Source organism: Pseudescherichia sp., from assembly GCF_031998825.1.
Classification (GTDB): Bacteria; Pseudomonadota; Gammaproteobacteria; order Enterobacterales; family Enterobacteriaceae; genus Pseudescherichia.
This window is the reverse complement of record NZ_DAMACX010000001.1, coordinates 144,236-169,901: the sequence shown is the minus strand read 5'-3', so window position 1 is coordinate 169,901 and position 25,666 is coordinate 144,236. Positions and strand designations below refer to the sequence as shown.

At 50.3% G+C, this 25,666-nt stretch carries 31 protein-coding genes and 1 pseudogene; 18 read left to right on the top strand and 14 right to left on the bottom strand.

Translation table 11 applies throughout. The features are described from left to right. Positions 1-3 precede the first annotated feature (3 nt). On the bottom strand, positions 4-711 hold the full coding sequence (locus tag RTP97_RS00895; RefSeq protein WP_312409987.1) for a CTP synthase: 708 nt from the start codon (positions 709-711) through the stop codon (positions 4-6). Between the two features lie 167 nt (positions 712-878). Here RTP97_RS00895 and RTP97_RS00890 point away from each other — a divergent pair, with 167 nt between their 5' ends. Further along, on the top strand, positions 879-1,376 hold the full coding sequence (locus tag RTP97_RS00890) for a DUF523 domain-containing protein (protein WP_312409984.1): 498 nt from the start codon (positions 879-881) through the stop codon (positions 1,374-1,376). Here the strand turns inward: RTP97_RS00890 and RTP97_RS00885 are convergent. Next, complete coding sequence (locus RTP97_RS00885) at positions 1,373-1,678, bottom strand: hypothetical protein (RefSeq protein ID WP_312409981.1); 306 nt, start codon at positions 1,676-1,678, stop codon at positions 1,373-1,375. The genes RTP97_RS00890 and RTP97_RS00885 overlap by 4 nt on opposite strands. Before the next feature lie 247 nt (positions 1,679-1,925). Here RTP97_RS00885 and RTP97_RS00880 point away from each other — a divergent pair, with 247 nt between their 5' ends. Then, positions 1,926-2,954: a sensor domain-containing diguanylate cyclase gene (locus RTP97_RS00880; protein WP_312409978.1), complete on the top strand. Its 1,029-nt coding sequence runs from the start codon at positions 1,926-1,928 to the stop codon at positions 2,952-2,954. Positions 2,955-3,315: 361 nt separating this feature from the next. After that, positions 3,316-5,130: a sensor domain-containing phosphodiesterase gene (locus RTP97_RS00875; RefSeq protein WP_312409976.1), complete on the top strand. Its 1,815-nt coding sequence runs from the start codon at positions 3,316-3,318 to the stop codon at positions 5,128-5,130. On the opposite strand, the gene RTP97_RS00870 is transcribed toward RTP97_RS00875, so the two are convergent. Further along, the gene (locus RTP97_RS00870; protein WP_312409974.1) at positions 5,127-5,753 is read right to left on the bottom strand and encodes a LysE family translocator; all 627 of its coding nucleotides are present in this window, start codon (positions 5,751-5,753) and stop codon (positions 5,127-5,129) included. The genes RTP97_RS00875 and RTP97_RS00870 overlap by 4 nt on opposite strands. A gap of 194 nt (positions 5,754-5,947) precedes the next feature. Between RTP97_RS00870 and yncL the strand changes: the two genes are divergently transcribed. Beyond that, positions 5,948-6,040 (top strand): stress response membrane protein YncL, encoded by a 93-nt coding sequence (gene yncL, locus RTP97_RS00865; protein WP_103821162.1) that lies wholly within the window; start codon positions 5,948-5,950, stop codon positions 6,038-6,040. A gap of 221 nt (positions 6,041-6,261) precedes the next feature. Further along, entirely contained in the window at positions 6,262-6,933 is a 672-nt protein-coding gene (locus tag RTP97_RS00860; protein WP_312409971.1) for an HAD family hydrolase, read from the top strand. A 33-nt stretch (positions 6,934-6,966) separates the two neighbouring features. Here the strand turns inward: RTP97_RS00860 and RTP97_RS00855 are convergent, their stop codons facing one another. From RTP97_RS00855 to RTP97_RS00820, 8 genes are all read right to left on the bottom strand, one after another. Next, positions 6,967-8,208, bottom strand: coding sequence for a VWA domain-containing protein (locus RTP97_RS00855; RefSeq protein WP_312409969.1), 1,242 nt, complete (start codon positions 8,206-8,208; stop codon positions 6,967-6,969). Positions 8,209-8,221: 13 nt separating this feature from the next. Then, the gene (locus tag RTP97_RS00850) at positions 8,222-8,872 is read right to left on the bottom strand and encodes a hypothetical protein (RefSeq protein ID WP_312409966.1); all 651 of its coding nucleotides are present in this window, start codon (positions 8,870-8,872) and stop codon (positions 8,222-8,224) included. 60 nt (positions 8,873-8,932) lie between these two features. Next, on the bottom strand, positions 8,933-9,508 hold the full coding sequence (locus RTP97_RS00845; protein WP_312175999.1) for a TerD family protein: 576 nt from the start codon (positions 9,506-9,508) through the stop codon (positions 8,933-8,935). Between the two features lie 69 nt (positions 9,509-9,577). Further along, positions 9,578-10,156 (bottom strand): tellurium resistance membrane protein TerD, encoded by a 579-nt coding sequence (gene terD / locus RTP97_RS00840; RefSeq protein ID WP_312409963.1) that lies wholly within the window; start codon positions 10,154-10,156, stop codon positions 9,578-9,580. 49 nt (positions 10,157-10,205) lie between these two features. Further along, the gene (gene terC, locus RTP97_RS00835) at positions 10,206-11,246 is read right to left on the bottom strand and encodes a tellurium resistance membrane protein TerC (protein WP_312409960.1); all 1,041 of its coding nucleotides are present in this window, start codon (positions 11,244-11,246) and stop codon (positions 10,206-10,208) included. Between the two features lie 22 nt (positions 11,247-11,268). After that, a complete protein-coding gene (locus tag RTP97_RS00830; protein ID WP_312176008.1) occupies positions 11,269-11,724 on the bottom strand; it encodes a tellurite resistance TerB family protein in 456 nt (151 codons plus the stop codon). Positions 11,725-11,746: 22 nt separating this feature from the next. After that, positions 11,747-12,910, bottom strand: a complete 1,164-nt coding sequence (locus RTP97_RS00825; RefSeq protein ID WP_312409957.1) for a TerD family protein — start codon at positions 12,908-12,910, stop codon at positions 11,747-11,749. Then, positions 12,910-13,491, bottom strand: coding sequence for a TerD family protein (locus RTP97_RS00820; RefSeq protein WP_312409954.1), 582 nt, complete (start codon positions 13,489-13,491; stop codon positions 12,910-12,912). The genes RTP97_RS00825 and RTP97_RS00820 overlap by 1 nt, the downstream gene beginning before the upstream one ends. A 321-nt stretch (positions 13,492-13,812) precedes the next feature. Between RTP97_RS00820 and RTP97_RS00815 the strand changes: the two genes are divergently transcribed. The 9 genes from RTP97_RS00815 (at position 13,813) to RTP97_RS00775 (ending at position 22,059) form a co-directional block, all read left to right on the top strand. After that, positions 13,813-14,871 (top strand): ATP-grasp domain-containing protein, encoded by a 1,059-nt coding sequence (locus RTP97_RS00815; protein WP_312409952.1) that lies wholly within the window; start codon positions 13,813-13,815, stop codon positions 14,869-14,871. 9 nt (positions 14,872-14,880) lie between these two features. Beyond that, positions 14,881-16,023 carry a phosphoribosyltransferase domain-containing protein gene (locus RTP97_RS00810; protein ID WP_312409949.1) on the top strand — a complete coding sequence of 381 codons (1,143 nt, stop codon included), beginning with the start codon at positions 14,881-14,883 and terminating at the stop codon, positions 16,021-16,023. Continuing rightward, positions 16,016-16,789, top strand: a complete 774-nt coding sequence (locus RTP97_RS00805; protein ID WP_312409946.1) for a hypothetical protein — start codon at positions 16,016-16,018, stop codon at positions 16,787-16,789. The genes RTP97_RS00810 and RTP97_RS00805 overlap by 8 nt, the downstream gene beginning before the upstream one ends. Before the next feature lies 1 nt (position 16,790). Continuing rightward, positions 16,791-17,870 carry a cysteine protease StiP family protein gene (locus RTP97_RS00800; RefSeq protein WP_312409943.1) on the top strand — a complete coding sequence of 360 codons (1,080 nt, stop codon included), beginning with the start codon at positions 16,791-16,793 and terminating at the stop codon, positions 17,868-17,870. Continuing rightward, a complete protein-coding gene (locus RTP97_RS00795; RefSeq protein ID WP_312409940.1) occupies positions 17,870-18,826 on the top strand; it encodes an HpcH/HpaI aldolase/citrate lyase family protein in 957 nt (318 codons plus the stop codon). Before RTP97_RS00800 ends, RTP97_RS00795 begins: the two co-directional genes overlap by 1 nt. A 10-nt stretch (positions 18,827-18,836) precedes the next feature. Further along, positions 18,837-20,054 (top strand): DUF4236 domain-containing protein, encoded by a 1,218-nt coding sequence (locus RTP97_RS00790; protein WP_312409939.1) that lies wholly within the window; start codon positions 18,837-18,839, stop codon positions 20,052-20,054. Between the two features lie 8 nt (positions 20,055-20,062). Then, positions 20,063-20,536, top strand: coding sequence for a tellurium resistance protein TerW (locus RTP97_RS00785; RefSeq protein WP_312409937.1), 474 nt, complete (start codon positions 20,063-20,065; stop codon positions 20,534-20,536). A gap of 254 nt (positions 20,537-20,790) precedes the next feature. Continuing rightward, the gene (locus tag RTP97_RS00780; RefSeq protein ID WP_312409935.1) at positions 20,791-21,255 is read left to right on the top strand and encodes a DUF2243 domain-containing protein; all 465 of its coding nucleotides are present in this window, start codon (positions 20,791-20,793) and stop codon (positions 21,253-21,255) included. A gap of 15 nt (positions 21,256-21,270) precedes the next feature. Further along, positions 21,271-22,059: a cytochrome c oxidase assembly protein gene (locus tag RTP97_RS00775; protein WP_312409932.1), complete on the top strand. Its 789-nt coding sequence runs from the start codon at positions 21,271-21,273 to the stop codon at positions 22,057-22,059. Here the strand turns inward: RTP97_RS00775 and RTP97_RS21400 are convergent. Beyond that, positions 21,989-22,336, bottom strand: coding sequence for a glycoside hydrolase family protein (locus RTP97_RS21400; RefSeq protein ID WP_409455918.1), 348 nt, complete (start codon positions 22,334-22,336; stop codon positions 21,989-21,991). The two genes, RTP97_RS00775 and RTP97_RS21400, sit on opposite strands and share 71 nt — an antisense overlap. Positions 22,337-22,623: 287 nt before the next feature. Here RTP97_RS21400 and RTP97_RS00765 point away from each other — a divergent pair, with 287 nt between their 5' ends. Continuing rightward, positions 22,624-22,851, top strand: a complete 228-nt coding sequence (locus tag RTP97_RS00765) for a type II toxin-antitoxin system Phd/YefM family antitoxin (RefSeq protein WP_312409929.1) — start codon at positions 22,624-22,626, stop codon at positions 22,849-22,851. 23 nt (positions 22,852-22,874) lie between these two features. Beyond that, the gene (locus RTP97_RS00760) at positions 22,875-23,225 is read left to right on the top strand and encodes an addiction module toxin RelE (protein WP_312409928.1); all 351 of its coding nucleotides are present in this window, start codon (positions 22,875-22,877) and stop codon (positions 23,223-23,225) included. 31 nt (positions 23,226-23,256) lie between these two features. Here the strand turns inward: RTP97_RS00760 and RTP97_RS00755 are convergent, their stop codons facing one another. Beyond that, the gene (locus RTP97_RS00755; protein WP_312410087.1) at positions 23,257-23,451 is read right to left on the bottom strand and encodes an antitermination protein; all 195 of its coding nucleotides are present in this window, start codon (positions 23,449-23,451) and stop codon (positions 23,257-23,259) included. Positions 23,452-23,515: 64 nt separating this feature from the next. On the opposite strand from RTP97_RS00755, the pseudogene RTP97_RS00750 reads away from it, so the two are divergent. After that, a pseudogene (locus RTP97_RS00750) lies at positions 23,516-23,732 on the top strand (integrase); the annotation flags it as partial. A 110-nt stretch (positions 23,733-23,842) separates the two neighbouring features. Here RTP97_RS00750 and icd read toward each other — a convergent pair. Further along, a complete protein-coding gene (icd, locus tag RTP97_RS00745) occupies positions 23,843-25,093 on the bottom strand; it encodes an NADP-dependent isocitrate dehydrogenase (protein ID WP_144812267.1) in 1,251 nt (416 codons plus the stop codon). A 120-nt stretch (positions 25,094-25,213) separates the two neighbouring features. On the opposite strand from icd, the gene RTP97_RS00740 reads away from it, so the two are divergent. Next, positions 25,214-25,666: pseudouridine synthase (locus tag RTP97_RS00740; protein ID WP_312409927.1), on the top strand; the 453-nt coding region annotated here is incomplete at its 3' end.

The following is a 25,666-nucleotide window of genomic DNA, read 5'->3' as shown; positions in this document are numbered from 1 at the left end:
CAGTTAGTTACTGGCGACGCGCAGCAGAGCATGAACCAGCGGAGCCGGGCGTCCGCTCAGCGCCGCGCGCTCGTGCTGGAACAGGGTTGCAACAAAGAACGGGTGCGTGATCAGCTCAACGGCACGTACTTCGCCCTCTTCATCCCAGCCGGTGACCCGAAGATCGGTCTTATCCAGCTCGGCGGCAAACGCCGGCGAAATGCCATAGCTGCAATGATAGCCCTCATCAATGGCATCTTTGCCGTAGGCGCGGGCAATCAGGGTATTGGCACGCAGCTCGATCGTGCCGGTTTGCTCCACCAGCGAGCAGGCTAGCGGCGTCACCACCATTCGGCCTGCGCTGTCGGTTTCAGCATGAGCCGCATCGTCCCAGCCCATTACGTTGCGGGCATATTCGATTAGCGCATGCTGAAACCCACCGCAGGTGCCGAGAAACGGCACGCCGTTTTCCCGAGCGTAGCGAATGGCCGTAAGCGCCCCTTCCGCACTTTTGTAGGGGCTGGCAGGCACCACCCAGATGGCGTCATAGCCCACTAAATCGTCTGCGCTGGCGATCTCATCGGTTGCCAGCCAGTCATAGTCGGCAGTAAGTTCCTGCACGGCGGCGGCGTCATCAATAGCCAGAGGGATAGCCTGATGCGCAATAACGTCAGGGTTATAGTCGCCAACGAGGGCAATGCGCAGCGTTTCTTTCGGAGGAGTGTGTTCCATGCAGGAGTCCTTATGTCAGGAGCAAATTACGGATAACATAAGGAACCTCAGACTACCGATCTTTTACTGGTATCACAATACCTTAAAATAGGTGGGCGGCGAATTACAGCTTTTCTCATACCACTGTATTACCCTGTGACGATTCTCCCCTCGCCCTCTCTGAAACCATGAAAACGAAGATCCTCGTAAGCGCCTGCCTGATGGGCTTTAAGGTACGCTATAACGGCAGTGAAAAGCAGGCGATAGAGGAGACCCTGGCACGCTGGCAACGGGAGGGACGGCTAGTGATCCACTGTCCTGAGCTTGCTGCCGGACTGCCGGTGCCCCGACTGCCGGCGGAAATTAGCGGCGGTAACGGGATGGACGTGATGCAGGGCGCGGCCCGCATCAGGGAGAGTGACGGTACGGACGTGACCGAACACTATCAGCTGGCCGCCTGGCTGGCACTGCGTACAGCACAGGAGGCAGACTGCCGCGCCGCGCTGTTAACCGACGGTAGCCCCACCTGCGGCAGCCGCGCTATCTACGACGGTAGCTTTCGCGGTCAGCGCCAGCCAGGCATGGGCGTGGCAGCAGCGCTGCTGGCCAGGCATGGCATTACGGTATTTTCAGAGCAGGAGCTGCCCGCGCTGGTGGCCTGGATCAACGCACGCGATGCAGGTTAGCACCACTCGCGGGCATCGACCTCTTCCGGCAGTGAATCAGGCAGAAGCGGCATCAGATGCTCGGCACGCACGAACGCAAAACCAGGCTGCCCGTCAAAGGCCACAACGTCCCCTGTCACCAGCCATAGCGCACGGGGAGCGGTCGCCGGCATATCGGTCATCACGCCGTTAACCGGGTTCAGGAAACGTTCTCCCGGCTGGCATAGCGCAAACAGCTCCACGGATTTACCAATATTGCGGCGTCCAGCTGGAGTTTGTGCGCCAATAATCATTGCCAGGCTGCCCGGTTTTAACTGAAACATAGCTCTCTCGTTCACAGAAAAATAGAATTTGCGGTTAGGATAATTCCTAAGTGAAATTTTACTCCGAGAGTCATGTCGTTGTCACGACAGTAATTCATGCCTGCGATCAAAACCGCTGATGATTTCTTGCAGATGAGAAAACATGATATATGAATCTGCTGCTTTTCATGTTTTACTGTACACATAGTCCAAATATTCACCATAACGTATAAGGGGTTTTTGCCTTATACCGGAGTAAAAGATAGTCATGTCAGATATTATTCTGGCTCGCGTCTCGGAAACGCTCTCAAGTGAACAAACCGTTGAAAGCCTGGTCCGCCAGCTGCTGGAGATGCTTGAGCTGGTAACCGAGATGGAGTCAACCTACCTGACCAAAATCGATGTTGATACCCGCCTGCAGCATATTCTCTATGCCCGTAACAGCAAGCAGATGCATATCCCGGAAGGACTCTCGGTGCCCTGGGGAGATACGCTCTGCAAGCGTGCCCTGGATGAAGAGTGCTTTTTCAGCAATGACGTAACGGAACACTGGAGCGACTGTGGGCCGGCTCGCGCATTGGGCATCACAACCTATCTCAGCACACCGGTACATCTGGCCGATGGGACGCTGTACGGCACGCTTTGTGCTGCCAGCGCCGAAACCCATGCGCTAAGCGTGCGGGCAAATCAGGTCCTGCAGCTCTTTGCCGGGTTGATTTCGCAGGCGATCCAGAAGGAGTCGCTGGTGGCGCAGCTGCGAGAGGCCAACGCGGCGCTCATCTCCCACTCCTATACCGACGCCCTCACCGGCCTGCCTAACCGGCGGGCAATATTTGATAACCTCACAACCCTCTTCTCGCTGGCGCGTCATCTGGACGTGCCGGTGATCATCGCCTTTATCGATCTTGATAACTTTAAGTCAATCAACGATAGCTTTGGTCATGACGTGGGCGATCTGTTCCTTGTTCAGGTAGGTCAGCGGATCATGCGGCAATGCAACGACAACGATATGGCTGGCAGATTGGGCGGCGACGAGTTTATGCTTGCCTGTCCGGGCAGCGCACGCGGGAAAAGCAACGAGGTCTATCTTAGCGAGTTAAAGGCGCGCCTGAGCGAGCATATTACCGGGGATTACACCCTTGGGGATCTACGTATTTATTATCCCGGTGCCAGTATCGGTATCGTAGAGGTTGACCCGATGCAAACCGACGCAGATACTGCCCTGCGCATGGCCGATGTTGCCATGTATCAGGAGAAGAAGATCCGGCAAAAAGGCCCTATCATTCGTCTGGATTAATAATTTACCGTATCGTCGTGTTGATTCATTATTTAACCGACCCTCAGGAGCAAGGCGTGAAAAAAACAACCGTTATTATGCTGATCGTGGCGATCGTTGTCGTTGCCGGCACGCAGCTGGGCTGGTGGTAACTTCCCTTCGTTTATCCTCTTCCTTTATATCGTCTGCCCGCTTTCTGCAAACAGACGATATATTATGTACCTCTTTCTCTCATTGCTAATGCGTTTTTACCCGTTTGACGTTGGCTATACTTTAAAAAAACAGTCGCGCATGGATGAGATGTTAATTTAGTGTTAAAAATAATATTGCGTCAGTACGGAATTTGAATATTTAAGATCGTAACCTGGGCAGGAGCTCATACATGTTCAGCGGACTCAACCAACAAGAAGCAAAAAGACTGGCGGCGCTTGCGCTCTTACGCAAGCATGATAAAGCGAGGGACACCGCCCTTGGCAAATTTGCGAGTCTGGCCAGCGATATAATGGGCGTTAGCGGATGCTTCGTCACTATTTTTGACGACCAGTATCAATATATTAAATATGTAAAGAACATCTCCCGGCTGCAACGAAAATCACCCATCCCCGAAACGATGTGCCAGTATGCCGTCGCCAGCGCTGAACCGGTGATCTGCTACGATACCCGTACCGATAGCCGCTTTGCCAATCACGCCCTGGTTACCGGAAGGCAGGTTATCTTCTACGCCGCTGCACCTCTGCAAACCAAAGAGGGATTTGTGCTGGGTACGCTGTGCGTCAGCCATGTACAACCCGTCGCGCCTACGCCTGAGCAGATTGAAAACTTCCTACGCGTTGCCGCTCTTGCCAGCACCTATCTGGAAGCCTGGTACTCGCTGGGCCGCATCGATGGCTTGACCGGACTACCCAACCGCCAGTTCCTGTTGAAAGAGATAGAGAAGCTGGTGCTGGATAATAACGAAAAGTGCTGGTCGCTCATTCTTTTCGACTGTATTGATATGCCCCGCGCCTATGAGCTGGCACGCTACCTTGGCGTGCCGGAGGTAGAGAAGATGCTGCGCGGGTTTGGCCCGCTGCTGCGTCTGCGCCTGAAGCTGCCCTCGCGGATGACCCTGTTTGCCTTTGCGCCAGGGCGTTATGCCGTGCTGGTCGACGCCGTTATCGCAGAAACGCTGGTGCAAAAGGCAGCAGACCTGCCAGCTATCGAGGCGCAGATCCGCGGCGATATTGATATTCAACTCAAGATCCATACTGGCTACGTCAATTTCATACCTCAGGATAACGATCCACATGAGATCCTGCGCCAGGGTATCAGTGCCCTGCACGAGGCGATGCGCGAACAAATTCCTGTTCTGGCATTCGATCCTATTCTTGATCAGAAGCGCAATAATCACTTCCGTCTGCTGCACGATCTTAGCGAGGCGATTAAAGCGCAGGATCAGCTCTATATGGTCTACCAGCCAAAGATATCTCTGCACACCGGGCTGACTGAAGGCTGTGAGGCGCTGCTTCGCTGGCATCATCCTGTGCAGGGCAACGTGCCTCCATCAACCATCGTTCAGCTTGCGGAGAAGACCAGCCTGATGACGGATATTACCCACTGGGTAATCAAAACCGTGATTGCCCAGCTTCAGGCCTGGCGTAAAGCCGGGATTGGCCTGCCTATTTCGATAAACGTCACGGTGAGCGACTTCTCGCGTCAGGGTTTTGCTGACGAGCTGGAGAAGAAGATTATTCGCGCCGGACTCACCGTAGCGGATCTGCGCATCGAATGTCTGGAGACCGAGAAAGTACTGGAAAGCGACGAAGCGCTGTACGAGCTTGGCGAGCTGAAAAAGAAGGGTTTTAAAATCCTGCTGGATGATTTTGGCGCGGGCTACAGCAATATCAGCTATCTTCGACGCATTCCCATCGACATTATCAAGCTCGACCGGTCGCTCATCAGCCAGATTGTTTCCGACTCCGATAGCCGAATTATCGCCCGCAACGTCATCATGATGCTGAAGGATCTGAACTATCTGGTGCTGGCGGAGGGGATTGAAGATCGGCAAACCGCCATAATGCTGAAAGAGTATGGCTGCGACGAGGCGCAGGGGTACTACTTCTCCAGGCCGATCCCCGCCGCGGAGATCCCGGCCTGGCTGGCAAAGGGCAGCGCAATGGATAAGCTACCTGGCCTGCTGCGCCGTGGAGCCTGTTAGCGTTTACTCAGGGCGAGTTTAGCGGCAAAGAGAATAAACAGCGTGCCGGTCGTGCGATCCATCCAGCGCATTACCGCGCTGCGTTTCAGGAAGCGGCCCAGCGGACGCGTCGCCAAAATGAGCACCGTTGACCATGTCTGGCCCAGCACCACATGGATAGCCACCAGCCCAAAGGTCCAGGCGATTAACGGCTGACCATGGGGAATAAACTGCGGTAAGAAGGAGACGTAAAAAACGCCCATTTTAGGGTTTAACAGATTACCCAGCAGCCCCTTCATAAACCCGCTCTGCTTTGCTTTTGGCGCATCACCCTCTGCCGCTGCGGTTAACCCACCTCCGCGGCTCAGCAGCATGTTTACTCCCAGCCAGCAAAGGTAGGCCGCACCGCAGTATTTTAGAATCGAATAGGCCAGTTCAGAGACTGCAATCAGCGCCCCGAGACCAAATGCCACCATCGCTCCCCAGATAAAGCACCCGGCATTGATCCCCAACGCCACTTTAAACGCCTGCGCCCGGCTCTCCACCGAGGCGGTGCGCAATACCAGAGCGGTATCCAGCCCTGGCGTCAGGGTAAGCAGCGCGGCGGCCAGCGTAAACGCCAGCAGGGAGTCATAAATGGTCACGGGGTTTCTCCATGGTTATGTAAAAGATGCCTAAATCATGCTTTACGTCAGACGATCGCCGTCTATACTTCTCTCATTGTAAATGCCCGGCAATCATCGTGAAATCTTTGTCGTTTGGCATACACTATTTTTGGTAGTTTTTACTTCATTGAATTGGTTTAAACTCCCCGTCACTTAACCGAAAGGACGCAACAATGAATGTATCAAGCAGAACGGTAGTCTTGCTGAATGTGTTAGCCGCAGCGGGTCTCTTTCTGACACTCTCTTCTAAGTACAACTGGTTTTGACGCTGTTGCAGACCGGGTTGTCATGGGTAATAAAAAAACGGGAACCGACTGGCTCCCGTTTTTTTTTACCGTACTAGTGTCGAATGATAGCAATTCTATTACAAGTCGATGAAAGATAATAACATTATGCCATTGATAGCATTATGGTTACTGGTCGTTTATGCATACATAGAAGCAAGTGGTAGAATGCCATTACTTCTACATTAAACTGGCGATAGCATATGACCACTTTAAACGGCATGGAGAAAAAGGTTCTCTCTGTTTTTGATTTTGACGGAACCCTCACCCGACGAGACAGCTTCATTCCCTTTTTGAAGTTTGCATTCGGCCAGAGGCTGTTCACCAGGAAAATTTTGCAACTGGTTATCCCTACGCTTCGTTGTTTCCGTCGCAAGCTGACGCGGGATGAACTCAAAGAAGTCCTGATCACCACGTTCCTCTCCGGGATTGAGGAGAAATGGGTACAGGACAAAGCGGTTGCATACTGCACTCAATACTGGGACAGATTAATGCGCCCAAATGGTTTACTCGCAGTTGCCAAAGAAATATCTACCGGGGCTGAGGTTACACTGTGCTCTGCGTCGCCAGTGCTGGTGCTTCAGCCCTTTGCCGATAAGCTCGGGATTAAGTTAATTGGCACGCAGCTGGAGAGCAAGGATGGCGTGCTCACGGGCCGTATAACCGACCATAACTGCCGGTGTATTCATAAGATAAAACGGCTCGAATCAGTCTATGGCTCACTCAGTGATTATCATTTGAGAGCATGGGGAGATTCACGGGGCGACTATGAAATGTTGGCTGCGGCCAGTGATGCCTACTGGCGTCATTTCCATCCGGTCTGGCTCAGGAAGAACCGGCCTTTCGAACCTTTCCGCAATGATATTATAAAATAACTTCGTTAAAAAGCGCCCCTAAGGGCGCTTCTGTTAAAGAAGGTTCAATTTTTTGGCTTCATCTACCCAAGGTCTGAACTCTTCCAGTAAATTATCGTAGAGTTTTTCATCACTGACCGTAGAGAAATCATCCATTGCAAAGAAATGGGTGTTATCTACACGACGATCTACAAAGTCATCAAGGTTTTTGAGGATACCGTAATTTGAACCGCCGAGTCCGACAAACTTCCAGAATATAGGGTAGTCTGCCGATCTGCGTATGGCATCCTTAATAGCCTTTGTTTTGCTGATCCCCCCATCCGTAATGAAGACAATAAATACCGGAGTCCTGCTGTTTCGGTAGTATTCAACAATCTCCTCCATCACAGGTGGCTCGTTATTGGTACCACCCAGTCCCGGGAGTATCTCCCATGCAGAACGCTTACCTACCCCTTGGATTGTAGCAATATAATCGTCCAGATTATCCAGCGTCACGTTGCCATATTTTTTATGGCGTTCGGCAAAGCCCCAAACATCCATTTCGCCATCATCATCGAACTGAACTGCAAGCACAGCGATACGGTCAAGTACTGACTGTACGTGTCCTTTTTTAAACTGACCTTTCATCGATCCTGAAGCATCGAGAACAAACCCTACGCTGGCCTCAAGTGTGTCAAGCTTGTGTTTGGTCAGGCTTACGGTTGCCTTTTTCGCAAGGCTAATGAGCCGTGGAGATTTACTCTCAAGTTTTTTCTCAAGGCTGACCCGTGTGGAAACCGCTGGCTGTGGCGCAGGCTGAGCGACGTCCACACCAAAACTCACAGCCAGAGGCTCAAGCCCACCATCAAAGCCCTGTCCCAGAGTCCGTAGTTTCCACGCTCCGTTATGACGGTATACCTCGGCCATGATGATGGCTTTTTCGCTACGTCCGTGTGTGTCTACCGTAAATTCTGCGATGCCCTGAGCGTGGATGGTCAGCATTTCAAGCCTGCTGATGGTCTCGTTGCCATCGATGACAACCGTGACAGCAATTTTATGTATGGGGGGCGGGACGCGTTCCAGTTCGATACTGACCACGGATTGTTGATGCCCGGTTATGAGTTTTACAGCTCCTTCAGGTGATGACAGGTTGTTATAAAAAATGAAGTCATCATCTCCACTGACCTTACCCTGGTTATTGAGCATGAAAACACAGGTATCGGGATTGCTATTAAACCCATTGTGTGCAGGATAGTTCAGGTTAAGAGTGATACCGGATACCTGTAAAGGGATGTTCTGACCAGCCTGTAGCTGCATTTTTGGTCCTTAATTAATAGCCGTAATCTCTTCCGCCCCTGACACGGGTACGGGCCTGAAGTGCAGAAATACATTCATCGCGTTTTTGTTTGTTGGTAAAAGCGATTTTTCTCGAGCCGAAATCTCCGTGAATGTAAAAACTGATACCTTTTTCACGCGTTATGTTTGTAATTTTACCAATTTCAATTCGGTCCTGTTCTCCGAGAGTGCTTAGAAATCTTAGCCGCAATTTTTCGCCAAAACTCATGTTATCAATATCAGCCGGAAGTAATAAGGTGTTGTCATTGTCATTAAAAATAATACCAAAATACTCAACAGCTACTCTTTCTGCCATCTTCTTTAATGGCCAGAACATGATGACCGGAAAACTAAACAGCAGGAACAAACTCATCTCATGTGCAAAATCAGGACTCGCATTTTTCTGAGAAACCAGACTTAGCCCAATGAATAAAAACGCGACTACCATTACTGAACCTATTGCATTCCCTATAGTGCTGTAAAGCATGCCAACATCAAATACCCGCTGTATATTAGGAATAGCATTAAAGGTTTTTTTTAGTTTACGGTAACGGTGAAAAGAAAATGCCAGAAAAGGCAAAAATATCAAAAATGCTACAACGACAAGTAGCAACCCCATTGAACCATCGTCTTTTTTCTTTGCCATGTCAAAAACCCTATAAAAAACCCCGGCATCATGGCCGGGGTTGAAATTATTTTTTTATTATCAGACGTTCACGCCATGCTGGGATGCCAGTGCGGACAGTCCACCAGCAAAGCCCTGACCCACTGCCTTGAATTTCCATTCAGCACCGTGGCGGTACAGTTCACCAAATACCATAGCGGTTTCGGTTGATGCATCTTCAGACAGATCAAAACGAGCGATTTCGGTGCCGTTGTCATTGTTATAAACGCGCATAAAGCTGTTGCTTACCATGCCGAAGTTCTGCTTACGGGTTTCGGCATCGTAAATGGTCACAGCAAATACCAGCTTTTTAACATCAGCAGAGACTTTGGACAGATCAATTTTGACCTGCTCGTCATCACCATCCCCTTCACCGGTACGGTTGTCACCCTGGTGCTCAACGGCTCCATCAGGGCTAACTTTGTTGTTGAAGAAAATGAAATGGTTATCAGACAATACCTTGCCGTCCTCACCCACGGCGAAGACAGACGCATCGAGGTCAAATCCCTGACCGTCAGTTACACGTGCATCCCAGCCAAGCCCAACCATCGCAACATTCATGGTTGGTGCTTCTTTAGTCAGAGATACGTTACCGCCTTTTACGAGAGAAACTGCCATTTTTAGCTCCTGCTTACAATTGAGGTTGGGCAGCCGAAACAGCCCCGGGCGTTAAAAGTTACTTTTCTGTCAGGATGCATTGATGCCGTACTGGGCACACACTGATCCCAGACCACCTGCATAACCCTGGCCGACAGCACGGAACTTCCATTCGCCGTTATGGCGATACAGTTCCCCAAACAGCATGGCGGTCTCAGTGGAAGCATCTTCAGTCAGATCGTAGCGAGCCACCTCGGTCTGGTTATCGTCATTAACCAGACGGATGAACGCACCGGATACCTGACCGAAGCTCTGACGACGGGCCTGAGCGTCATGTATAGTGACAACGAAGATGATTTTATCGACATCAGATGGCACGGTATCCAGTTTGATCTTCAGGGATTCATCATCACCATCGCCTTCACCGGTACGGTTATCGCCAGTATGGGTTACAGAACCGTCAGAGGAGGTCAGGTTGTTGTAAAAAATGAAGTCGGCATCACCGCGTACCTTGCCATTTGCAGCCAACAGAAATGCAGAGGCATCAAGGTCGAAGTCCTGACCATCGGTAGAGCGGGCATCCCAGCCAAGGCCAACCAGGACATTTTTCATTGACGGAGCTGCTTTGCTCAGGGAGACGTTCCCGCCTTTAGAAAGAGAAACACTCATAAAAAAACCTCTTCGATTAGTAATGGGTTTAAATTAATACGTCAGGAGATCAGCTCTCCTTTTCCTCTGCTTCTGATTTGCCTGGGAACATGATGCTGGCAAGAATACCCAGTGCCAGCACACCCAGAACAACATAAAGGCTGGTAGTCGCGGCAATGTTGTATCCATGGTGCCAGATATGATCGGTGGCATTGAGGCCCAGTTTTACTGCAATGAAGAACAGCAGGACAATAACGGCTTTCTCCAGATGAACCAGGTATTGTTTCAGCGCTTCCAGTACAAAATAGAGAGTACGCAGGCCCAGGATAGCAAACATCATGGCGCTGTAGACGATTAAAGGCTCACGGCTGACTGCGATGATTGCCGGAACGGAGTCAAAGGCAAACATCACATCAGAGAGTTCAACCACGGCCACACACAGCATCAGCGGGGTTGCATACAGGGCCGCTTTTTTTCCACGTCCGATGGTCACATCACTGTTCTCTGGTTTCGTCAGTTCCTCATCCACTTCCTTCTGATTCAGCAGGAAAGAGTTACCTCTCAGCTTCGGCCAGATAGGAAAGAAACGTTTTACCATGCGATACGCCAGGTGCTGGGAGTAGTCTTCAATCTCGTCATCATCATCACCACTTTTGAGCATCATGACCGCAGTCCAGGCTACGACGATGGCGAACACGACTTCCACATAGGGTCCAAGGCTCAGCAGACTTGTCCCGATGGCAACAAAGATGCCCCTGAAGACAATTGCGCCGATGATGCCCCAGTAAAGCACCCGGTGGCGGTAACGATCCGGCACAGCAAACCAGGAGAAGATGGCCATCATGACGAACAGGTTATCGACTGACAGTACTTTTTCCAGGGCGTAGCCCGTAACGAACAGGCTGGCCACTTCGGCCCCGTGGTGGATATAAAGGAAACCGGCAAATGCCATCGCAACCGCAACCCAGAATAGAGACCAGAGAGCGGCACTCTTCAGGGAGATAGGCTTGTCACCGCGGTGCATGAACAAGTCAATAAAGATGGCACCGACCGACAACGCAATAAATACGATGACTGTTTCAGTCGGGAAACCGATATGTGTTGAAACCATAATTTACCCTTAAGGATGCAGATCAGAGACCAAATTCGGCCGGGTCAAAGCCCAACGCGATAGCAATTTCGCGGGCGGCAAGTTTCTCATCCTGGTCGAAGTTACCGTCGCTTTTTGCAACGGCAATACCAACCCGCAAAGCCAGTTGGGCAGCTTCGGGCTGATCCTTCAGTGCCAAGATGTACTTCATGGTTTCGCCTTTGCCGATCTCAACATCGAAATCAAAACTTGAAACCAGCTTGTTGAAAAATTCGATAACCTCATTGGTATCGAAAACCTTCAGCTCTTCAGAAGAGCGCAGAAAGCCCATCATTTTCTGTTTTTCTTCTGAACTGACACCGTCGCTGGATACAGCAATGCGGGCGCAGACAGCGACAGTACCCTGCATAAATTTTTTGTTTTTGAAGCGGCCCACCTGGCGGGTCAGTTCGTCACGCCCGGAATTAATGGCGCCTTTTACTTTGTTAAAAAAGCTCATACCTTGATCCTTTGTTGCGATATTATTTAGAACCAGCGCTCCAGCGAAATCCCCAGCCAAAAGCCCGGTCCATGTCATTCTGACCTTTAAAGTACTGGTTGATACGCTCCACCTTAATGGCACCATTTTCGTTTACGAGTCTGGCAATAGCGCAGAGTGTGCGACGGTTTTCACCTTCAGTCAGACGTGTCTCAATAGGCGGCTGATCAGGTACGTGAATAGTGACGACACCATCCGTCTTATCCCAGCTCGGTACGCCTTCATAGATAAAGGCATAAATAAGCACTTCACGGATGTGCTTCCATTCCCGGCCATTAATGTGCAGCCACTCGCCGTCTGATACCTCACCGGTGCGGTCATCACCTTGGAGCTGGACATAGGGTTCATCGCGGTAATTACCAAAGGCATTACCCAGAGCCTGAATGACCGACTTGTATCCATCCTGAAGCTCAACAAAAGCCCCCAGATCCAGGTCGATGCCTTTAGAACCAAACATACCAGCCAGCCCTGTTTTGCTGTTACCACGATGCCAGTTTAGATTAATCCGGATTTCACCAAAGTTATCCCGTTTGGTCAGGCTGATAGCGGGCTTCTCTTTGGTCAGGGAAACCTTACTCAGGCTAATTTTGTTTGCAGCTGGTGGGGGAGTAACTGGAGGTGAAGAAGGAGGCGGTGTAACCGGTACCGGCTCGTCAGCAATATTCACGCCGAAGTGCTCTGCAAGCGGTTTAAGACCACCGTTAAAACCCTGAGCAACGAAGCGGAATTTCCATTCATTATTGCGGCGATAGAACTCGCCCAGGATAAGGGCAGCTTCCTGCCGGCCAGTAAGATCAACAATGCCGGTAACAAGGCCAGTTGCGCCCTGCTCTACCTCAATAGATAAATTGCGCAGCCCGGATACTGTCTGGCCACCATCACATGTGACAGTAAAGGCAATTTTTTGTACATCTGCTTTTAGCCGGTTAAGTGAAACAGTGAATGTAGAATATTGCCCTTCACTCGCTAGTCCAATGGTACCGTCATCGTTACGTGGCTGGCCGTAAAACACCATATCCGCGTCACCCTGTACTTTACCGTCTGCAAAGAGACGGAATGCAGAGGCGTCAACTGGGCCACCGGCAGTAACCCGTACCCGGAGTTCTTGCGCTGGGACGGGGGCATTGCCCCCCGGCATCAGGTTCATCAGCGAACCACCGTTGTAACGATATCTGAGTGCATATCGTCAATCGTACGGCCACGGCAGGCATGACCATGAGCAGTGAAATCCCAGTTACCGCTGTTGCGGCTCAGGGATGCGATGACAATCCCTGTATGGGAACCCTGCTCAGTGAGTTTGAAGCGAGCCAGCTCTTTTTTAGACTGATCGACCACACGACAGAACGCGTTATCAACATCATTGAAACTCTGACCACGGAAACTGTTAACCGTGAAGGCCAGGTATTCCACGCTGGATGGCAGCTTGCTCAGATTAACTTTGATCACTTCATCATCGCCATCGCCTTCACCCGTGAGATTATCGCCGGTGTGAATAACAGAGCCACAGCTTGATTTAAGTTTGCGGAACCAGATTGTGTCAATTTTATTACCGGCGCTGTCCATTAATACACAACCAGCGTCGAGATCAATAGAATCACTGCCACCTAACAACCCACCGAAAAAGCCTTTCTTCTTTATCGGATCCCAGCCCAGGCCAAACTCTAGCTGACTTAATACAGGAGATTGCTTGCTGAGAGATACCGTCTGGTTCTTACTTAATGAAACCATACTTTATTCCTTAAATGGTAATGACAGAGACAATCAAAGGTATGTTTTTTTGCTTACTAAGAAAATCATATCATGATGAACTTCTCTGACAAGACAAATTTTGGTAGGTATGGAAATGGTTTACATTTATTTACTTATCAAGCATTCATCAAATTTATGTATCTCATTGAAATATAATAGTTAAGAAATATTTCTTCGAGCTATAGTTTATGACGCCCACTAAATATTATAAATCATATTATGATTGACATGTCTTTATGACATTCATAGACTCACATCAAAGGCGCTAGTCAACATAACTTCCCGGGTAATTAGAAAAATATGAACAGAAAAATTTGGCTTATGGAAGGTTTATCATCCCAGAGAGATATTATTCAGGGAGTAAAGACGTTCGCAGACAAACAGAACTTTTATATTACGGTTTTTGCATCCCACCGAAATGAACGTAATGAAATTTTATCTGTTGCTGATTGCTCGCTGCTCGAGCCAAAGGATTCTGATAATCGCCTCCAGTTTATTCTGGAAACGGTAGCTCAGTATGGTATTAACAGTATCCATACGGGCCGAAACAGTCCCTGGTTCGAAGAAAACCGTGCAGCAATTGAGGCGTCCGGCGCCACTTTAACGACCGGAGCGACAGGAACAGACTGGCTCACGTTATCTGAAGAAAAAGTCACTTTTGCAAAGTTCATGGAACAAAATAGCCTCCCGGTTGTGCCATCCTGGCGGGTAAACACGCTTAATGAGCTTAAATCGCATCTTGCCTCACCACCTTTCAGTGACAGCCCGGTCTGTGTAAAACCGATAACGGGTATTTATGGCATGGGTTTCTGGCGCTTTGATGACACTGCATCATCTATGGACATTTTCAACTATCCAGAAAGCCGCACCGTCAACCCGCAACAGTATATTGCAGCCGCATCAAAGGCTGAGTCGTTTAAGCCCCTTGTTTTGATGCCTTATCTGCCAGGCCCGGAATTTTCAGTCGATATTCTTGCCGACAAAGGCGAAATTCTCGCAGCAGTAGGGCGTCGTAAAGAAGGTGCCATTCAGTATCTCGTAAATGAAGGTGAGGCCTTCGAACTGGCATGTGCCTGCGCCCGGACCATGAAAGCAGACGGGCTGGTCAACGTCCAGACACGCAACGATCATACAGGTAAGCCTCTTCTCCTTGAGACAAACATGCGTCCGTCGGGCGGGATTGGTTACACCCTGCATAGCGGTGTCAACCTACCCGGGTTGTTTGCTGCTTATAAGCTCGGCCTGATGCAAAAAATTGACGTTATCGGGAACGCTCGGACATCCTTTTCTCCGGTTGCTGTGAGATCCGTTACAGATGTGATCGTGTACCCGGAACAGCTTACTAACAAACTGAATTAAGGCTAAATTATGTCTTTGCTCAACGAAGATACTATTTATCATCGTACACTCTCCAGCGGCACAATTCAGGTCACTCGTGATCAGGGTGAAACTGCATTCGATGATTTGTTTGATATTGCCGAGAGACGTAATCCTAAACGGGCTTTTCTCTTTGTCAGTAAGGTGCTTGGTCGGCACATTCCGGTGTCGCCGTCGGTAATGCGGCGTGTCTATAAGCAGCTTGCCAGTCAGTTTGCCATCTCACTTCCAGGGCCAGTTTTGTTTATTGGCCTGGCCGAAACAGCTGTCGGGCTTGGCGCTGGTGTATTTGATGAACTCAGACACCAGTATAGTGAAACCATTTACCTGACCTCCACCCGTCATCCTGTAGACGGCGATCTGTTGTGTGAATTTAAGGAAGAGCACAGCCATGCAACCGATCACTTGATCTACCTGCCGGATGACCCAGAGATGCGTCGTTTTGTTACCGGTGCGCGGACTCTCGTGTTGATTGATGATGAAGCAACAACCGGCAATACGTTTATTAACCTGTTCTCTGCTCTGCGTAGTACGGGCAGGCTTGCGTGTCTGGAACAGGTCTTCGCAGTGACGCTCACCGACTGGAGCCGGGATGCATTATCAGAGCGATGTCCACTTCCCGTCACCTCGGTTTCGCTTGTGAGTGGCCAATGGGACTGGATTCCACTTCCAAATGCGCCAGTGCCAGTAATGCCAGCAGTCAATGTGACCTCCCGGGGAGCCTGGGAAATAACGGGAAAACAGTCCTGGGGGCGTCTGGGTATGACTGCACCCGCCGGGGATTTGGGTCAGGGCATCTCAGTATCAAATGGCGAGCGTGTGCTGGTCTTGGGAACCGGAGAATTTGTCTGGGAGCCGTTCCTGCTGGCTGAGCGCCTGGAAGCTGAAGGTGCCCGGGTATTTTACAGCTCGACGACCCGATCACCTATTGCGCTGGGGTATGCCATTGAATCAGCCATCTCCTTTACAGACAACTATGGGCTGGGCATTCCTCACTTCGTTTATAACGTGGCCCACCAGCAGTTTGATCGCGTGCTGTTGTGTATAGAGACGCCTGTCAACAGTGTAGATAGTCAGTTACTTAAAGCACTGGCTGATGTAGCCCCCGTTGTGGAGATTATTAACTATGAATAAACCTGTCATCCTTAGCGATCTCGACGACACGCTTTTCCAGACCCGCCGAAAAATGGTGGATGAACTGGCGCTGGAGCCTTTCCGGACCGGTGCCCTCGACCGTAGTCTGGCCCCCCGCAGCTTTATGACAGAAGAGCAGTCAATGCTGGTTGACTGGCTTCTGGATCAGGCGGAGCTCATCCCGGTAACCGCCAGGGGAACGGAAGAAATCAGTCGCGTTCAGATCCCGTTTCGATCATGGGCGGTTACAACCCACGGGGCCGTTATTCTGACTCCTGAAGGGAAACCTGACGAGGAGTGGCAGGCGCATATGCTCCTTAATCTCGCCCCCTTCACGGAAAGGCTGGTCTCGATGCAGCGCATCATCACTGAGATGATGGAAGCGAAAGGCATAAATGCGTGGGTAAGGCTGAATTATGAGTATGGCGATACCCCTGTCTATATGGTGATGAAACACCGGGACAGTACCCGCCTTGATGAGCTCAACGCTATCGCTGACGAAATAGAGAACGTATTTTCTACCGAAGGATTTTACATTCACCGCAACGGCAATAACGTCGCCTGGCTTCCTGTGCCGGTTGAAAAGGGGCTTGCCGTCAGCTGGCTGCTCGACAAACTCCGGTCTGAGCGTGGCATTTTTCCAGTGATTGGCCTCGGTGACAGTCTCAGCGATCACCGGTTTATGAAGCTGTGCAGCTGGTTTGGTATTCCTCGCCAGAGCCAGTTCGCAGATGCCATTTCACAGCGTGTTTTTGGAGAAAAATAAGATGCAGCCACTTAACACATTCTCAGGCTCTTACTTGCCTGGCGACGTGGAGTTTTTGCTGAAACCTGTCGAAATGGAAATGACCTCCGTGGAGCGCAAAGAAGAGCTGATCCAGTCAGGTAAAAAGCATTACTCCGAAATGCTCAGCCAGGAGCCAGCACCTACACAGTGGCATCTGGATTTATTTGCCCGGGCCCTTGATGGTGGAGCGGAAAGGCTGGCAAAAGAAGTCACACAAATAGCCATCGCCCTGGTTGATCGTTTCGTTAACGAACCCGTGATTTTAGTCAGTCTCGTCAGGGCGGGTGTCCCACTGGGGGTTATGCTGCATCAGGCCCTGCGTGATATGGATAAAACATCTTTCCACTACGGCATTAGTATCATCCGTGACCGGGGGATAGACTCTGCGGCACTGGAAATAATTGAGAAACGTCATGGCACAAGGGGAATAGTGTTTGTTGACGGTTGGACAGGTAAAGGTGCAATTACAGAGGAGCTGGTACGGTCACTGAAAGACCGTGAAGGGTACCCGGAACAGCCCCGCCTCGTTGTATTGGCCGACCCCTGTGGGTGTTCCTGGCTGGCGGCCAGTGACGACGACTGGTTGATCCCGTTCGGCATTATGGGCGCACCCGTGTCCGGGCTCATTTCCCGTTCTGTCTGGTCAGCAGAAGGCCTTCATGGCTGCGTCGTTTGTGACCATCTCAGCGAGTATGAATGCAGCCGGATGCTGGTGGATACCGTATCTCATTTTCGGACTAAGCTGGCCCCCTCTTCACTCAGCCAGCTGAACTGGGATCAGGAGTCCGCTGAAGTTTTATGGCAAAAAAGCCGCAAAGTAATTGCTCATTTGGCTGGGACATTCGCAGTCGACAGTATTAACCGGATCAAACCAGGCATTGCTGAGGCAACCCGGGCCGTACTACGTCGTGTTCCGGATCATGTATTTGTTCGCTCCAATGACGATCCTGACGTTGCTCTTCTCGTTGGGCTTGCTCGAGAAAAAGGGATTACTGTCACTGAGATGGGTAGCATCCTCGGCCAGTACCGGGCCGTCACAATTATCAAAAAGGTGCTCTGATGAATAACCGCCTTTCCCCCTGGAATCTGGGGGCTACGCTTTATATGCCAGCGACACGGGAGGATATCGCCGATGCGGTGATACATCGTAAGATCCCGGGCCTGCGTTCACTTGTCATTTGCCTTGAAGATGCAGTCAGCGATGCGGATGTTCCCGCTGCCTTGGCAAATCTTAAACATCTATTGCAGGAATTAAATGAGGCCAAACCTACCAGTACCAAAAACGACTGGCCGCTGGTTTTTATTCGCCCACGGCATACAGAAATGGGAAAATGGTTGACTGAACACCTTGATCTGGCTGCGGTTGACGGGTTTGTACTTCCGAAGTTTACTCTCGGCTCGTTACCTGTCTGGTGGAGTTTCATGGCATGTACACATCTTTGCCTGATGCCAACCCTCGAAACAGAAGATGTTTTTGACGTACTTCAGATGCGTGAGCTGGCCACCCGACTGGAAACCCACCCCGGTCACGACCGTATCATAGCCTTGCGAATCGGTGGAAACGACCTAATGAATGTAGTATCCCTGCGTCGCCCCCGTAACCTGACGCTCTATGACGGCCCGATGGGATACGTGATCAAAATGCTGGTGTCAGTATTCAGTCCACGTGATTTTGCCCTCACGGCACCTGTATGTGAGCATATTGATGACCCAGCTGTGATGGCGAGGGAGTTGTCTCTCGATATTGCTCACGGGCTGGTGGGTAAAACAGCTATCCATCCTCGTCAGCTAGACGTTATCGAACAGGCTCTCATGGTCACCCAGGGAGAGCATTCAGACGCCCTGCGTATTCTTAATTCAACACAAGCCGTGTTCAAATCGCAGGGAGCAATGTGTGAACCCGCAACCCACCGCCGCTGGGCTGTGGGGATTCTTGAGCGGGCCCGCGTGTATGGATTGCATAGTGAACAAAGCGATGAGGCAATCAGATTACTACCCGTGACACAACATAAATAAGGAAATCATAATGGGATTCAGGTTCCGTAAGTCGATCAATATTATACCTGGTGTTCGTCTCAACCTGAGTAATGGCTCTCCCAGTCTGAATATTGGCCCCCGAGGGGCATCCGTTTCGTTTGGTAGCCGGGGCACATTTGCAAATCTGGGGTTACCGGGAACGGGACTGAGTTATCGTACCCGCCTCGACCATGCTGCTCGCTCTCGTGGTGGTAACCGAACGGCCAGCAATCCGGCACTCAGGCAGAGCCTTGAGCAGCAAGCGGCCGAACTCATGTCTGCGGTAACAGCAATCAGGAATATACACGAACTGACGCCAGACCCACGGACAGGTGTGAGCTGGTCAGAGCTGGAAATAGCTTACCTGCAAAGCAGAATGGTGCCGTTTAATGTTCCGGCACCTGAGCGGCCAGAAAAACCAGAATATCTGCTACTACCGGAACAACCCGGAGACAGTGATGGTGTCAGTTTTTTGGGGAAATGGTTTGAGTCGGAATCAGCAAAATCTGAGCGTCATGCTGAAAACCTTCAGCGTTGGCAGCAGGAAGTGGCCGACATTGAGCGTGAAAATATGCTCCGCCAGCACCGATACCTGCAACAGCGAACAACATGGGCAGAGCAATATGCTCACTGGAAATTTGATGCCGAAAAGCATGAGGCCAGGCTTGCAACGGCTGAATCAGACGCCCAGCATCAGTTTTGCACTGACACGGCATTTTTTGAGTCATATCTGGCTGGCGTACTTACCGAAACAGAATGGCCACGTGAGACATTAGTCACTTTCGAAGTGAAACCAGAGCAATCTACGGTCTTACTGGATGTTGATTTAGCTGAGATTGAGGATATGCCTGATAAAATTTTCAGCATGAATGCTCGAGGGACAGAACTGACTGAAAAATCAATGACACAAAAGACCCAGCGAGAGAATTATGCCCGTCACATCCACGGTTGCCTGTTTCGCCTGGCTGGTATTATTTTACATACGCTGCCCTTTGAGAATGTGATCATCTCTGGTTTTACCCAGCGGATCAGTAAGCGTACTGGATACCTCGAAGATGAGTATATTCTTTCGTGCAAATGCAGCCGCAGACAGATGGCATCCATAAATTTTGCTGGGATTGAAGAGGTTGATCCGGTTGAAGCATTAGGCGATCACCTGATTATACGAAAGATGAGCAGTACTTTCATTTTTCAGCCCATTGAACCACTTACCTTGAAAACAGGCTAGAATTTACGATGCAATTAAACACCAGACAGGCCCGGATCTTTACTCTTGCCAACTTACTGGGTACCGGCAAACCCGTATCCGCCGCTGACATCATTAACAGTCTGGATTGTTCTGAGCCAACGTTAACAAGGGCTCTGAAAGAGCTTCGCGAGTCATATTCAGCGGAGATTAAATACAGCAAGGCAGGCCATTCCTACCAGCTTATCAACCCCGGGCAACTGGATAAAAAAACGCTACGCCGGATGAACGAAGCACTGGTTTCACATGCTGAGCTTAAAACCAGCGCTACCGTTGGCAGAGTTGTTTTGGATAAAGACAAAAAGACAACAGTATCCTTATCTTTGCGCATGAGAGTACTCAGGAAAATCGATCGCCTGGCAATCCTGAGCGGTACTTCACGTAGTGAAGCGGTTGAAAAAATGGCTGAGCATGTTGTGGACGAACTCATAAAAGGTTTCAACGTCAAAAAAATGCCCCGCTGAATTTAGCAACATGCATTTGCTATCTGTGATAACTACGGCCATAGCCTTCCAAAATTAGATAAGAGCATAAGGGAATAATGTTACTTTGTTCATTTTAAATGCTTAATTTTTCTATTCGCGGACAGTTTAGATGGCGTTAATAATTCAGGGCTGAGCGTGATCAATATAAGCTAATGCCTCAAGGCACAAATCGAAACAGGTGATTTTCAACTACGCTTCTTAAGTGAAATTTTAATCTTGCTCAGGAGAGCGCAATGCCGCCTTTAACTCCCCCACTACATTCCGACTTAAAACGATCCCTAACCGCCACCGTTCCGCTTGGCATCGGTATGATGGCGGCGATTGATGAGGTGGTGTTCCATCAGATCCTCGCCTGGCATCACTTTTTTGACTGGGGCACACCGGCTTTTAGCCTGCTTTCTGATGGGCTGCTGCACTCCGCTGAGCTGATCTTATTTGTGCTCGGCTTTTTTATGTTTGCCAGGCTCCATCGCCGCGGCACGCTTAACCGGACAGCAGCATGGGCGGGATTCGTTTTTGGCATGGGCGGTTTTCAGCTGTTTGACGGGATTGTCGATCATAAGCTGCTCAGGCTGCATCAGATCCGTTACGTTGATAACGTTCTGCTCTACGATCTTATCTGGAACGGGGTCGCCCTGCTGCTGTTACTGGCAGGTTATTTGATATGGCGTCGTGCACGCCGTACGGCGAGGGGCTAAGCCGTGGAGCCGATGATGCACCATCCAGAAGGCGCACCTTCAATCGCACTGTTCATTCTTCTGGTCATTATTCCTGTGGTGGTGCTCTGCTCTTATCTCTTCGCTGCCATCCGCATACGTCGTACCGCTAGCTGGAGCAGCTGGCGCATCGCCAGCTTTACCGCCGGAACCCTGTTGATCGTGGCCGCCATGCTGCCGCCTCTGGCAAGCTGGGCCCATCACGATCTGCGCGGCCATATGTTGCAGCACCTGTTTTTAGGGATGTTTGGACCTCTCGGGCTGGTATTTGGCGCACCGGGTTCGCTGTTGCTACGCAGCGTGCCCGCACGTACGGCGCGCGGCATTATGGCTATTCTCCGCATCCGTCCGATACGTTTTTTGATCCACCCGGTTACCGCTGCGTTTCTGGATATCGGCGGGATGTATCTGCTCTACCTCACGCCCTTTTACGCGTTGAGCATGGGCGATCCCGTGCTGTTTGTGTTCCTGCATCTGCATTTTGTCCTCTCCGGCTACCTGTTTACCTGGTCCGTCGCCGGGCCGGATCCTGCCCCCCATCGTCCGTCGAGAAACGTCCGGCTGATAGTGATTTTCTTAGCTACCGCCGCGCACGCGATTCTCGGCAAGCTAATGTACGGCTATGGGTATCCGCAGGGCACCTCGGCCAGCCTGGAGGAGATTCAGGCGGCGGCGCAATGGATGTATTACGGCGGCGATCTTGCCGAGTTTTTGATTATTGTCGGCTTTTTTGCGGCATGGTTTCGCCAGCGAAGCACGTTGCCAGGTGTGCTGAAGAGTTATTAGCGGCCATAAAAAACGGGAGCGCCATCCATCTTAACTCGTCATAGCCAATACCAAATAGAATGACCACGAGAGCGATCGGTAGAACCGTTCGAATGCTAAAGGTCATTCTTCCCCTCTGCCAGTCACAAGCTGCGCTCCATCTCGCGCCGGTTCTGCACCCTTTCCAGCGCATACCACCAGCGTAAACCCAACGGCGCATTTCCTCGCACGCTCCCTTGTGAGCGCCACGGTTGAGCTTACGCAGCAGAGTGGACCTGGAGAACGTAGCAGCAAGCATTTACGATTACCATGTCAACAAAATTTGAAAATATCAAGCAAGGAGCGGCTAAAAATTTTTCACTATGTATGAGCTGAAGAGTTATGTTGACATAAGACCAAATAAAGACTAAATTTAGTCTTGCTCAATGAGCACACTCGCTAGCGGGCGGGTACTAAAATTTGATGGTTTATATGATAAGCGGCTTCGGTGCCGATGATTTGTTGACCACTTAACGTCAACACGGAGTGAGAACACTCTCTAAAGAGATGCTTCGTAAATAGAGGTTACAAAATAGAGGAAAGACTATGAAAGTCGAAACTATTAGTTATTTAAAAAAGCATGCCGCGATGCTTGATCTTTCTGAGCCAATACTGGTCACGCAAAATGGTGTACCTGCGTACGTAATCGAATCTTATGAAGAGAGACGACAGCGCGACGAAGCTATTGCTTTGCTCAAGCTTTTAACCCTTTCTGAAAAAGACCTAAAAGAAGGACGCACGTATACACGTGACCAGTTATTGGCAAGTATTTAACTTGTTAATATCTGGAGGACATTATGTCCAATCAAAAAAGCAGTACCGTGAGTGTAAACTATACAGAATCATTTCGTTTTACTCTCATTGACGTGGTCGAGTTTTTAGCTGAAAGCATTACAAACCCTAAGGCTTTCGCTGATAAGCAGTTAGACGAGTTCGAAGGTAGAATCGAAGTATTTCCATGTGGATGCCGCGTTTCGCCAGAGTTGGAAAAATTAGGGTGTGTAAGATACCGCGAATGCATAACTAACGATGGGTATCGAGTTTTGTACACCTATGATGAAGAAGCTAACTTAGTTACTGCCCATGCATTCTTGAGCAAAAGACAAGATATACAGAATCTTTTGTTTAAAAGAATCATAGCGATTTAAAAAAGAAAGCCACGAATGTGGCTTTTTGTATTTACTCGGCTGTGATTTGCCGCAACTTGTTTTCAGCAAAAGACTCTTCCTGCCAGCATTTAGTCAAAAGCTGATCAATAATGTCGACGTAGCCGTTGTACCATTGATAACTGGTCAGGGTGGGTACCAATATGCTGATCTGGCGACTTATCAGTGTAGTTGGTAGACGGGCATAACCTTTTCCATTGCAATACATACACTTTTCTTCAGCAACCTCATCGCGTATTGTTGCCTGAACACCTTTTACACTAGGGTGGTTTTCTACTAGTTCTCTGACTTCTACTTTTAAAAAGGCAAGGGTTAAGTGCGGAATTAAATGGGAGAAAGACAATGCGCCGACTTTTCATGAACAATGCTCCCTGTCGGAACGTCTTTACCGTAAACAAGGGTTAGATACGCAAAAATTGCTGGGCCATAAGTCTAAAAAAATGAGCGCGGAAAGACTGGGTTGTTGTAAGCGCGAAAACGAATTCATGAGAAGGGGTTTTTGTAAAAGCATTTTGGAGAAAGTTTTGGGGAAGATATTTTAGCGGCCATAAAAAACGGGAGCACACTGGCTCCCGTTGTCATCTAATCCAGAAAATGGATTACATGTTTTCGATGATCGCGTCACCAAACTCTGAACATTTCAGCAGCTTAGCGCCGTCCATCAGACGTTCAAAGTCATAGGTCACGGTTTTGTTGTTAATCGCGCCTTCCATGCCTTTAACGATCAGGTCTGCGGCTTCGAACCACTCCATGTGGCGGAGCATCATCTCAGCGGAGAGGATGATCGAGCCTGGGTTGACCTTGTCCTGGCCTGCGTATTTCGGTGCAGTACCATGGGTTGCTTCGAACAGCGCGCACTCGTCGCCAATGTTCGCACCCGGTGCGATACCGATCCCGCCAACCTGAGCTGCCAGGGCGTCGGAGATATAGTCACCGTTCAGGTTCATACAGGCAATAACGTCGTACTCGGCCGGACGCAGCAGGATCTGCTGCAGGAACGCATCGGCGATCACATCTTTAATGATGATCTCTTTGCCGGTGTTCGGGTTTTTGATCTTCTGCCACGGGCCGCCGTCGATCAGTTCACCGCCGAACTCTTCCTGGGCCAGCTGGTAGCCCCAGTCTTTGAATGCACCTTCGGTGAACTTCATGATGTTGCCTTTGTGCACCAGGGTCACGGAGTCACGGTCGTTGGTGATCGCATACTCAATGGCTGCACGCACCAGACGCTTGGTACCCTCTTCCGAGCACGGCTTGATGCCGATACCGCAATGTTCCGGGAAGCGAATTTTCTTCACGCCCATCTCTTCGCGCAGGAATTTGATCACTTTCTCAGCGTCAGCGCTGTCGGCTTTCCACTCAATACCCGCATAGATGTCTTCTGAGTTTTCACGGAAGATCACCATGTCGGTCAGCTCCGGGTGTTTAACCGGGCTTGGCGTACCCTGATAGTAACGTACCGGACGCAGGCAGACGTAAAGGTCAAGCTCCTGGCGCAGGGCAACGTTCAGGGAACGAATACCGCCGCCGACTGGAGTCGTCAACGGACCTTTGATTGCTACACGATACTCACGGATCAGATCCAGGGTCTCAGTCGGCAGCCAGACATCCTGGCCATACACCTGGGTCGATTTCTCACCGGTATAAATTTCCATCCAGGAAATTTTACGCTCACCGTTGTAGGCCTTTTGCACGGCGGCATCGACCACCTTGATCATCGGCGGCGTGACGTCCACACCGATACCATCACCTTCGATAAACGGGATGATCGGATTGTTAGGCACGTTCAGCTTGCCGTCTTGCAGGGTGATCTTACTACCTTCCGCCGGAACAACTACTTTGCTTTCCATTCACCTCTCCTTCGAGTTCGAGCGTGTTTTCGTTCTGCTGTTTTGTTAATAAATTGTAATGGGCCTGTCAATACTAACTGATTGTCGGCTAGCATGAAAGGCGCAAGTTATTCCGCTATAATGCGGCAATTGCTAACATCTGAAAATACCATGCGCAAAACTTCTTTTACAGATCACCGGGTTAAGCGATTCAGCTCACAACAACCCACTCAACGTAACGGCAAAAACCACCCAAAACGTGTGATTTTGTTCAATAAACCCTACGATGTGTTGCCGCAGTTTACCGACGAGGCCGGCCGCAGCACGTTGAAAGATTTTATCCCCGTAGCTGGCGTCTACGCCGCAGGCCGTCTCGATCGTGACAGCGAAGGGTTGCTGGTTCTGACCAACGATGGCGCATTGCAGGCGCGGCTGACGCAGCCGGGTAAGCGCACCGGGAAGATCTACTACGTTCAGGTTGAGGGCGAACCTGGCGAGGAGGCGCTGACGGCGCTGCGTAACGGGGTGACGCTCAACGATGGCCCTACCCTGCCCGCAGGCGTCGAGTTGGTCAGCGAGCCAGCGTGGCTCTGG

Bases quoted from the DNA above. Each gene is read 5' to 3' on its own strand.
- icd (WP_144812267.1), bottom strand. From the start codon at position 25,093: ATGGAAAGCAAAGTAGTTGTTCCGGCGGAAGGTAGTAAGATCACCCTG.
- RTP97_RS00760 (WP_312409928.1), top strand. From the start codon at position 22,875: ATGTCCAATCAAAAAAGCAGTACCGTGAGTGTAAACTATACAGAATCA.
- terD (WP_312409963.1), bottom strand. From the start codon at position 10,156: ATGAGTGTTTCTCTTTCTAAAGGCGGGAACGTCTCCCTGAGCAAAGCA.
- RTP97_RS00790 (WP_312409939.1), top strand. From the start codon at position 18,837: ATGGGATTCAGGTTCCGTAAGTCGATCAATATTATACCTGGTGTTCGT.
- RTP97_RS00800 (WP_312409943.1), top strand. From the start codon at position 16,791: ATGCAGCCACTTAACACATTCTCAGGCTCTTACTTGCCTGGCGACGTG.
- RTP97_RS00795 (WP_312409940.1), top strand. From the start codon at position 17,870: ATGAATAACCGCCTTTCCCCCTGGAATCTGGGGGCTACGCTTTATATG.
- RTP97_RS00885 (WP_312409981.1), bottom strand. From the start codon at position 1,678: ATGTTTCAGTTAAAACCGGGCAGCCTGGCAATGATTATTGGCGCACAA.
- RTP97_RS00805 (WP_312409946.1), top strand. From the start codon at position 16,016: ATGAATAAACCTGTCATCCTTAGCGATCTCGACGACACGCTTTTCCAG.
- RTP97_RS00815 (WP_312409952.1), top strand. From the start codon at position 13,813: ATGAACAGAAAAATTTGGCTTATGGAAGGTTTATCATCCCAGAGAGAT.
- RTP97_RS00860 (WP_312409971.1), top strand. From the start codon at position 6,262: ATGACCACTTTAAACGGCATGGAGAAAAAGGTTCTCTCTGTTTTTGAT.
- RTP97_RS00880 (WP_312409978.1), top strand. From the start codon at position 1,926: ATGTCAGATATTATTCTGGCTCGCGTCTCGGAAACGCTCTCAAGTGAA.
- RTP97_RS00780 (WP_312409935.1), top strand. From the start codon at position 20,791: ATGCCGCCTTTAACTCCCCCACTACATTCCGACTTAAAACGATCCCTA.
- RTP97_RS21400 (WP_409455918.1), bottom strand. From the start codon at position 22,336: ATGCTTGCTGCTACGTTCTCCAGGTCCACTCTGCTGCGTAAGCTCAAC.
- RTP97_RS00810 (WP_312409949.1), top strand. From the start codon at position 14,881: ATGTCTTTGCTCAACGAAGATACTATTTATCATCGTACACTCTCCAGC.
- RTP97_RS00765 (WP_312409929.1), top strand. From the start codon at position 22,624: ATGAAAGTCGAAACTATTAGTTATTTAAAAAAGCATGCCGCGATGCTT.
- yncL (WP_103821162.1), top strand. From the start codon at position 5,948: ATGAATGTATCAAGCAGAACGGTAGTCTTGCTGAATGTGTTAGCCGCA.
- RTP97_RS00785 (WP_312409937.1), top strand. From the start codon at position 20,063: ATGCAATTAAACACCAGACAGGCCCGGATCTTTACTCTTGCCAACTTA.
- RTP97_RS00775 (WP_312409932.1), top strand. From the start codon at position 21,271: ATGCACCATCCAGAAGGCGCACCTTCAATCGCACTGTTCATTCTTCTG.
- RTP97_RS00845 (WP_312175999.1), bottom strand. From the start codon at position 9,508: ATGGCAGTTTCTCTCGTAAAAGGCGGTAACGTATCTCTGACTAAAGAA.
- RTP97_RS00890 (WP_312409984.1), top strand. From the start codon at position 879: ATGAAAACGAAGATCCTCGTAAGCGCCTGCCTGATGGGCTTTAAGGTA.
- RTP97_RS00820 (WP_312409954.1), bottom strand. From the start codon at position 13,491: ATGGTTTCATTAAGTAAGAACCAGACGGTATCTCTCAGCAAGCAATCT.
- RTP97_RS00755 (WP_312410087.1), bottom strand. From the start codon at position 23,451: ATGTATTGCAATGGAAAAGGTTATGCCCGTCTACCAACTACACTGATA.
- terC (WP_312409960.1), bottom strand. From the start codon at position 11,246: ATGGTTTCAACACATATCGGTTTCCCGACTGAAACAGTCATCGTATTT.
- RTP97_RS00895 (WP_312409987.1), bottom strand. From the start codon at position 711: ATGGAACACACTCCTCCGAAAGAAACGCTGCGCATTGCCCTCGTTGGC.
- RTP97_RS00825 (WP_312409957.1), bottom strand. From the start codon at position 12,910: ATGAACCTGATGCCGGGGGGCAATGCCCCCGTCCCAGCGCAAGAACTC.
- RTP97_RS00850 (WP_312409966.1), bottom strand. From the start codon at position 8,872: ATGGCAAAGAAAAAAGACGATGGTTCAATGGGGTTGCTACTTGTCGTT.
- RTP97_RS00875 (WP_312409976.1), top strand. From the start codon at position 3,316: ATGTTCAGCGGACTCAACCAACAAGAAGCAAAAAGACTGGCGGCGCTT.
- RTP97_RS00830 (WP_312176008.1), bottom strand. From the start codon at position 11,724: ATGAGCTTTTTTAACAAAGTAAAAGGCGCCATTAATTCCGGGCGTGAC.
- RTP97_RS00855 (WP_312409969.1), bottom strand. From the start codon at position 8,208: ATGCAGCTACAGGCTGGTCAGAACATCCCTTTACAGGTATCCGGTATC.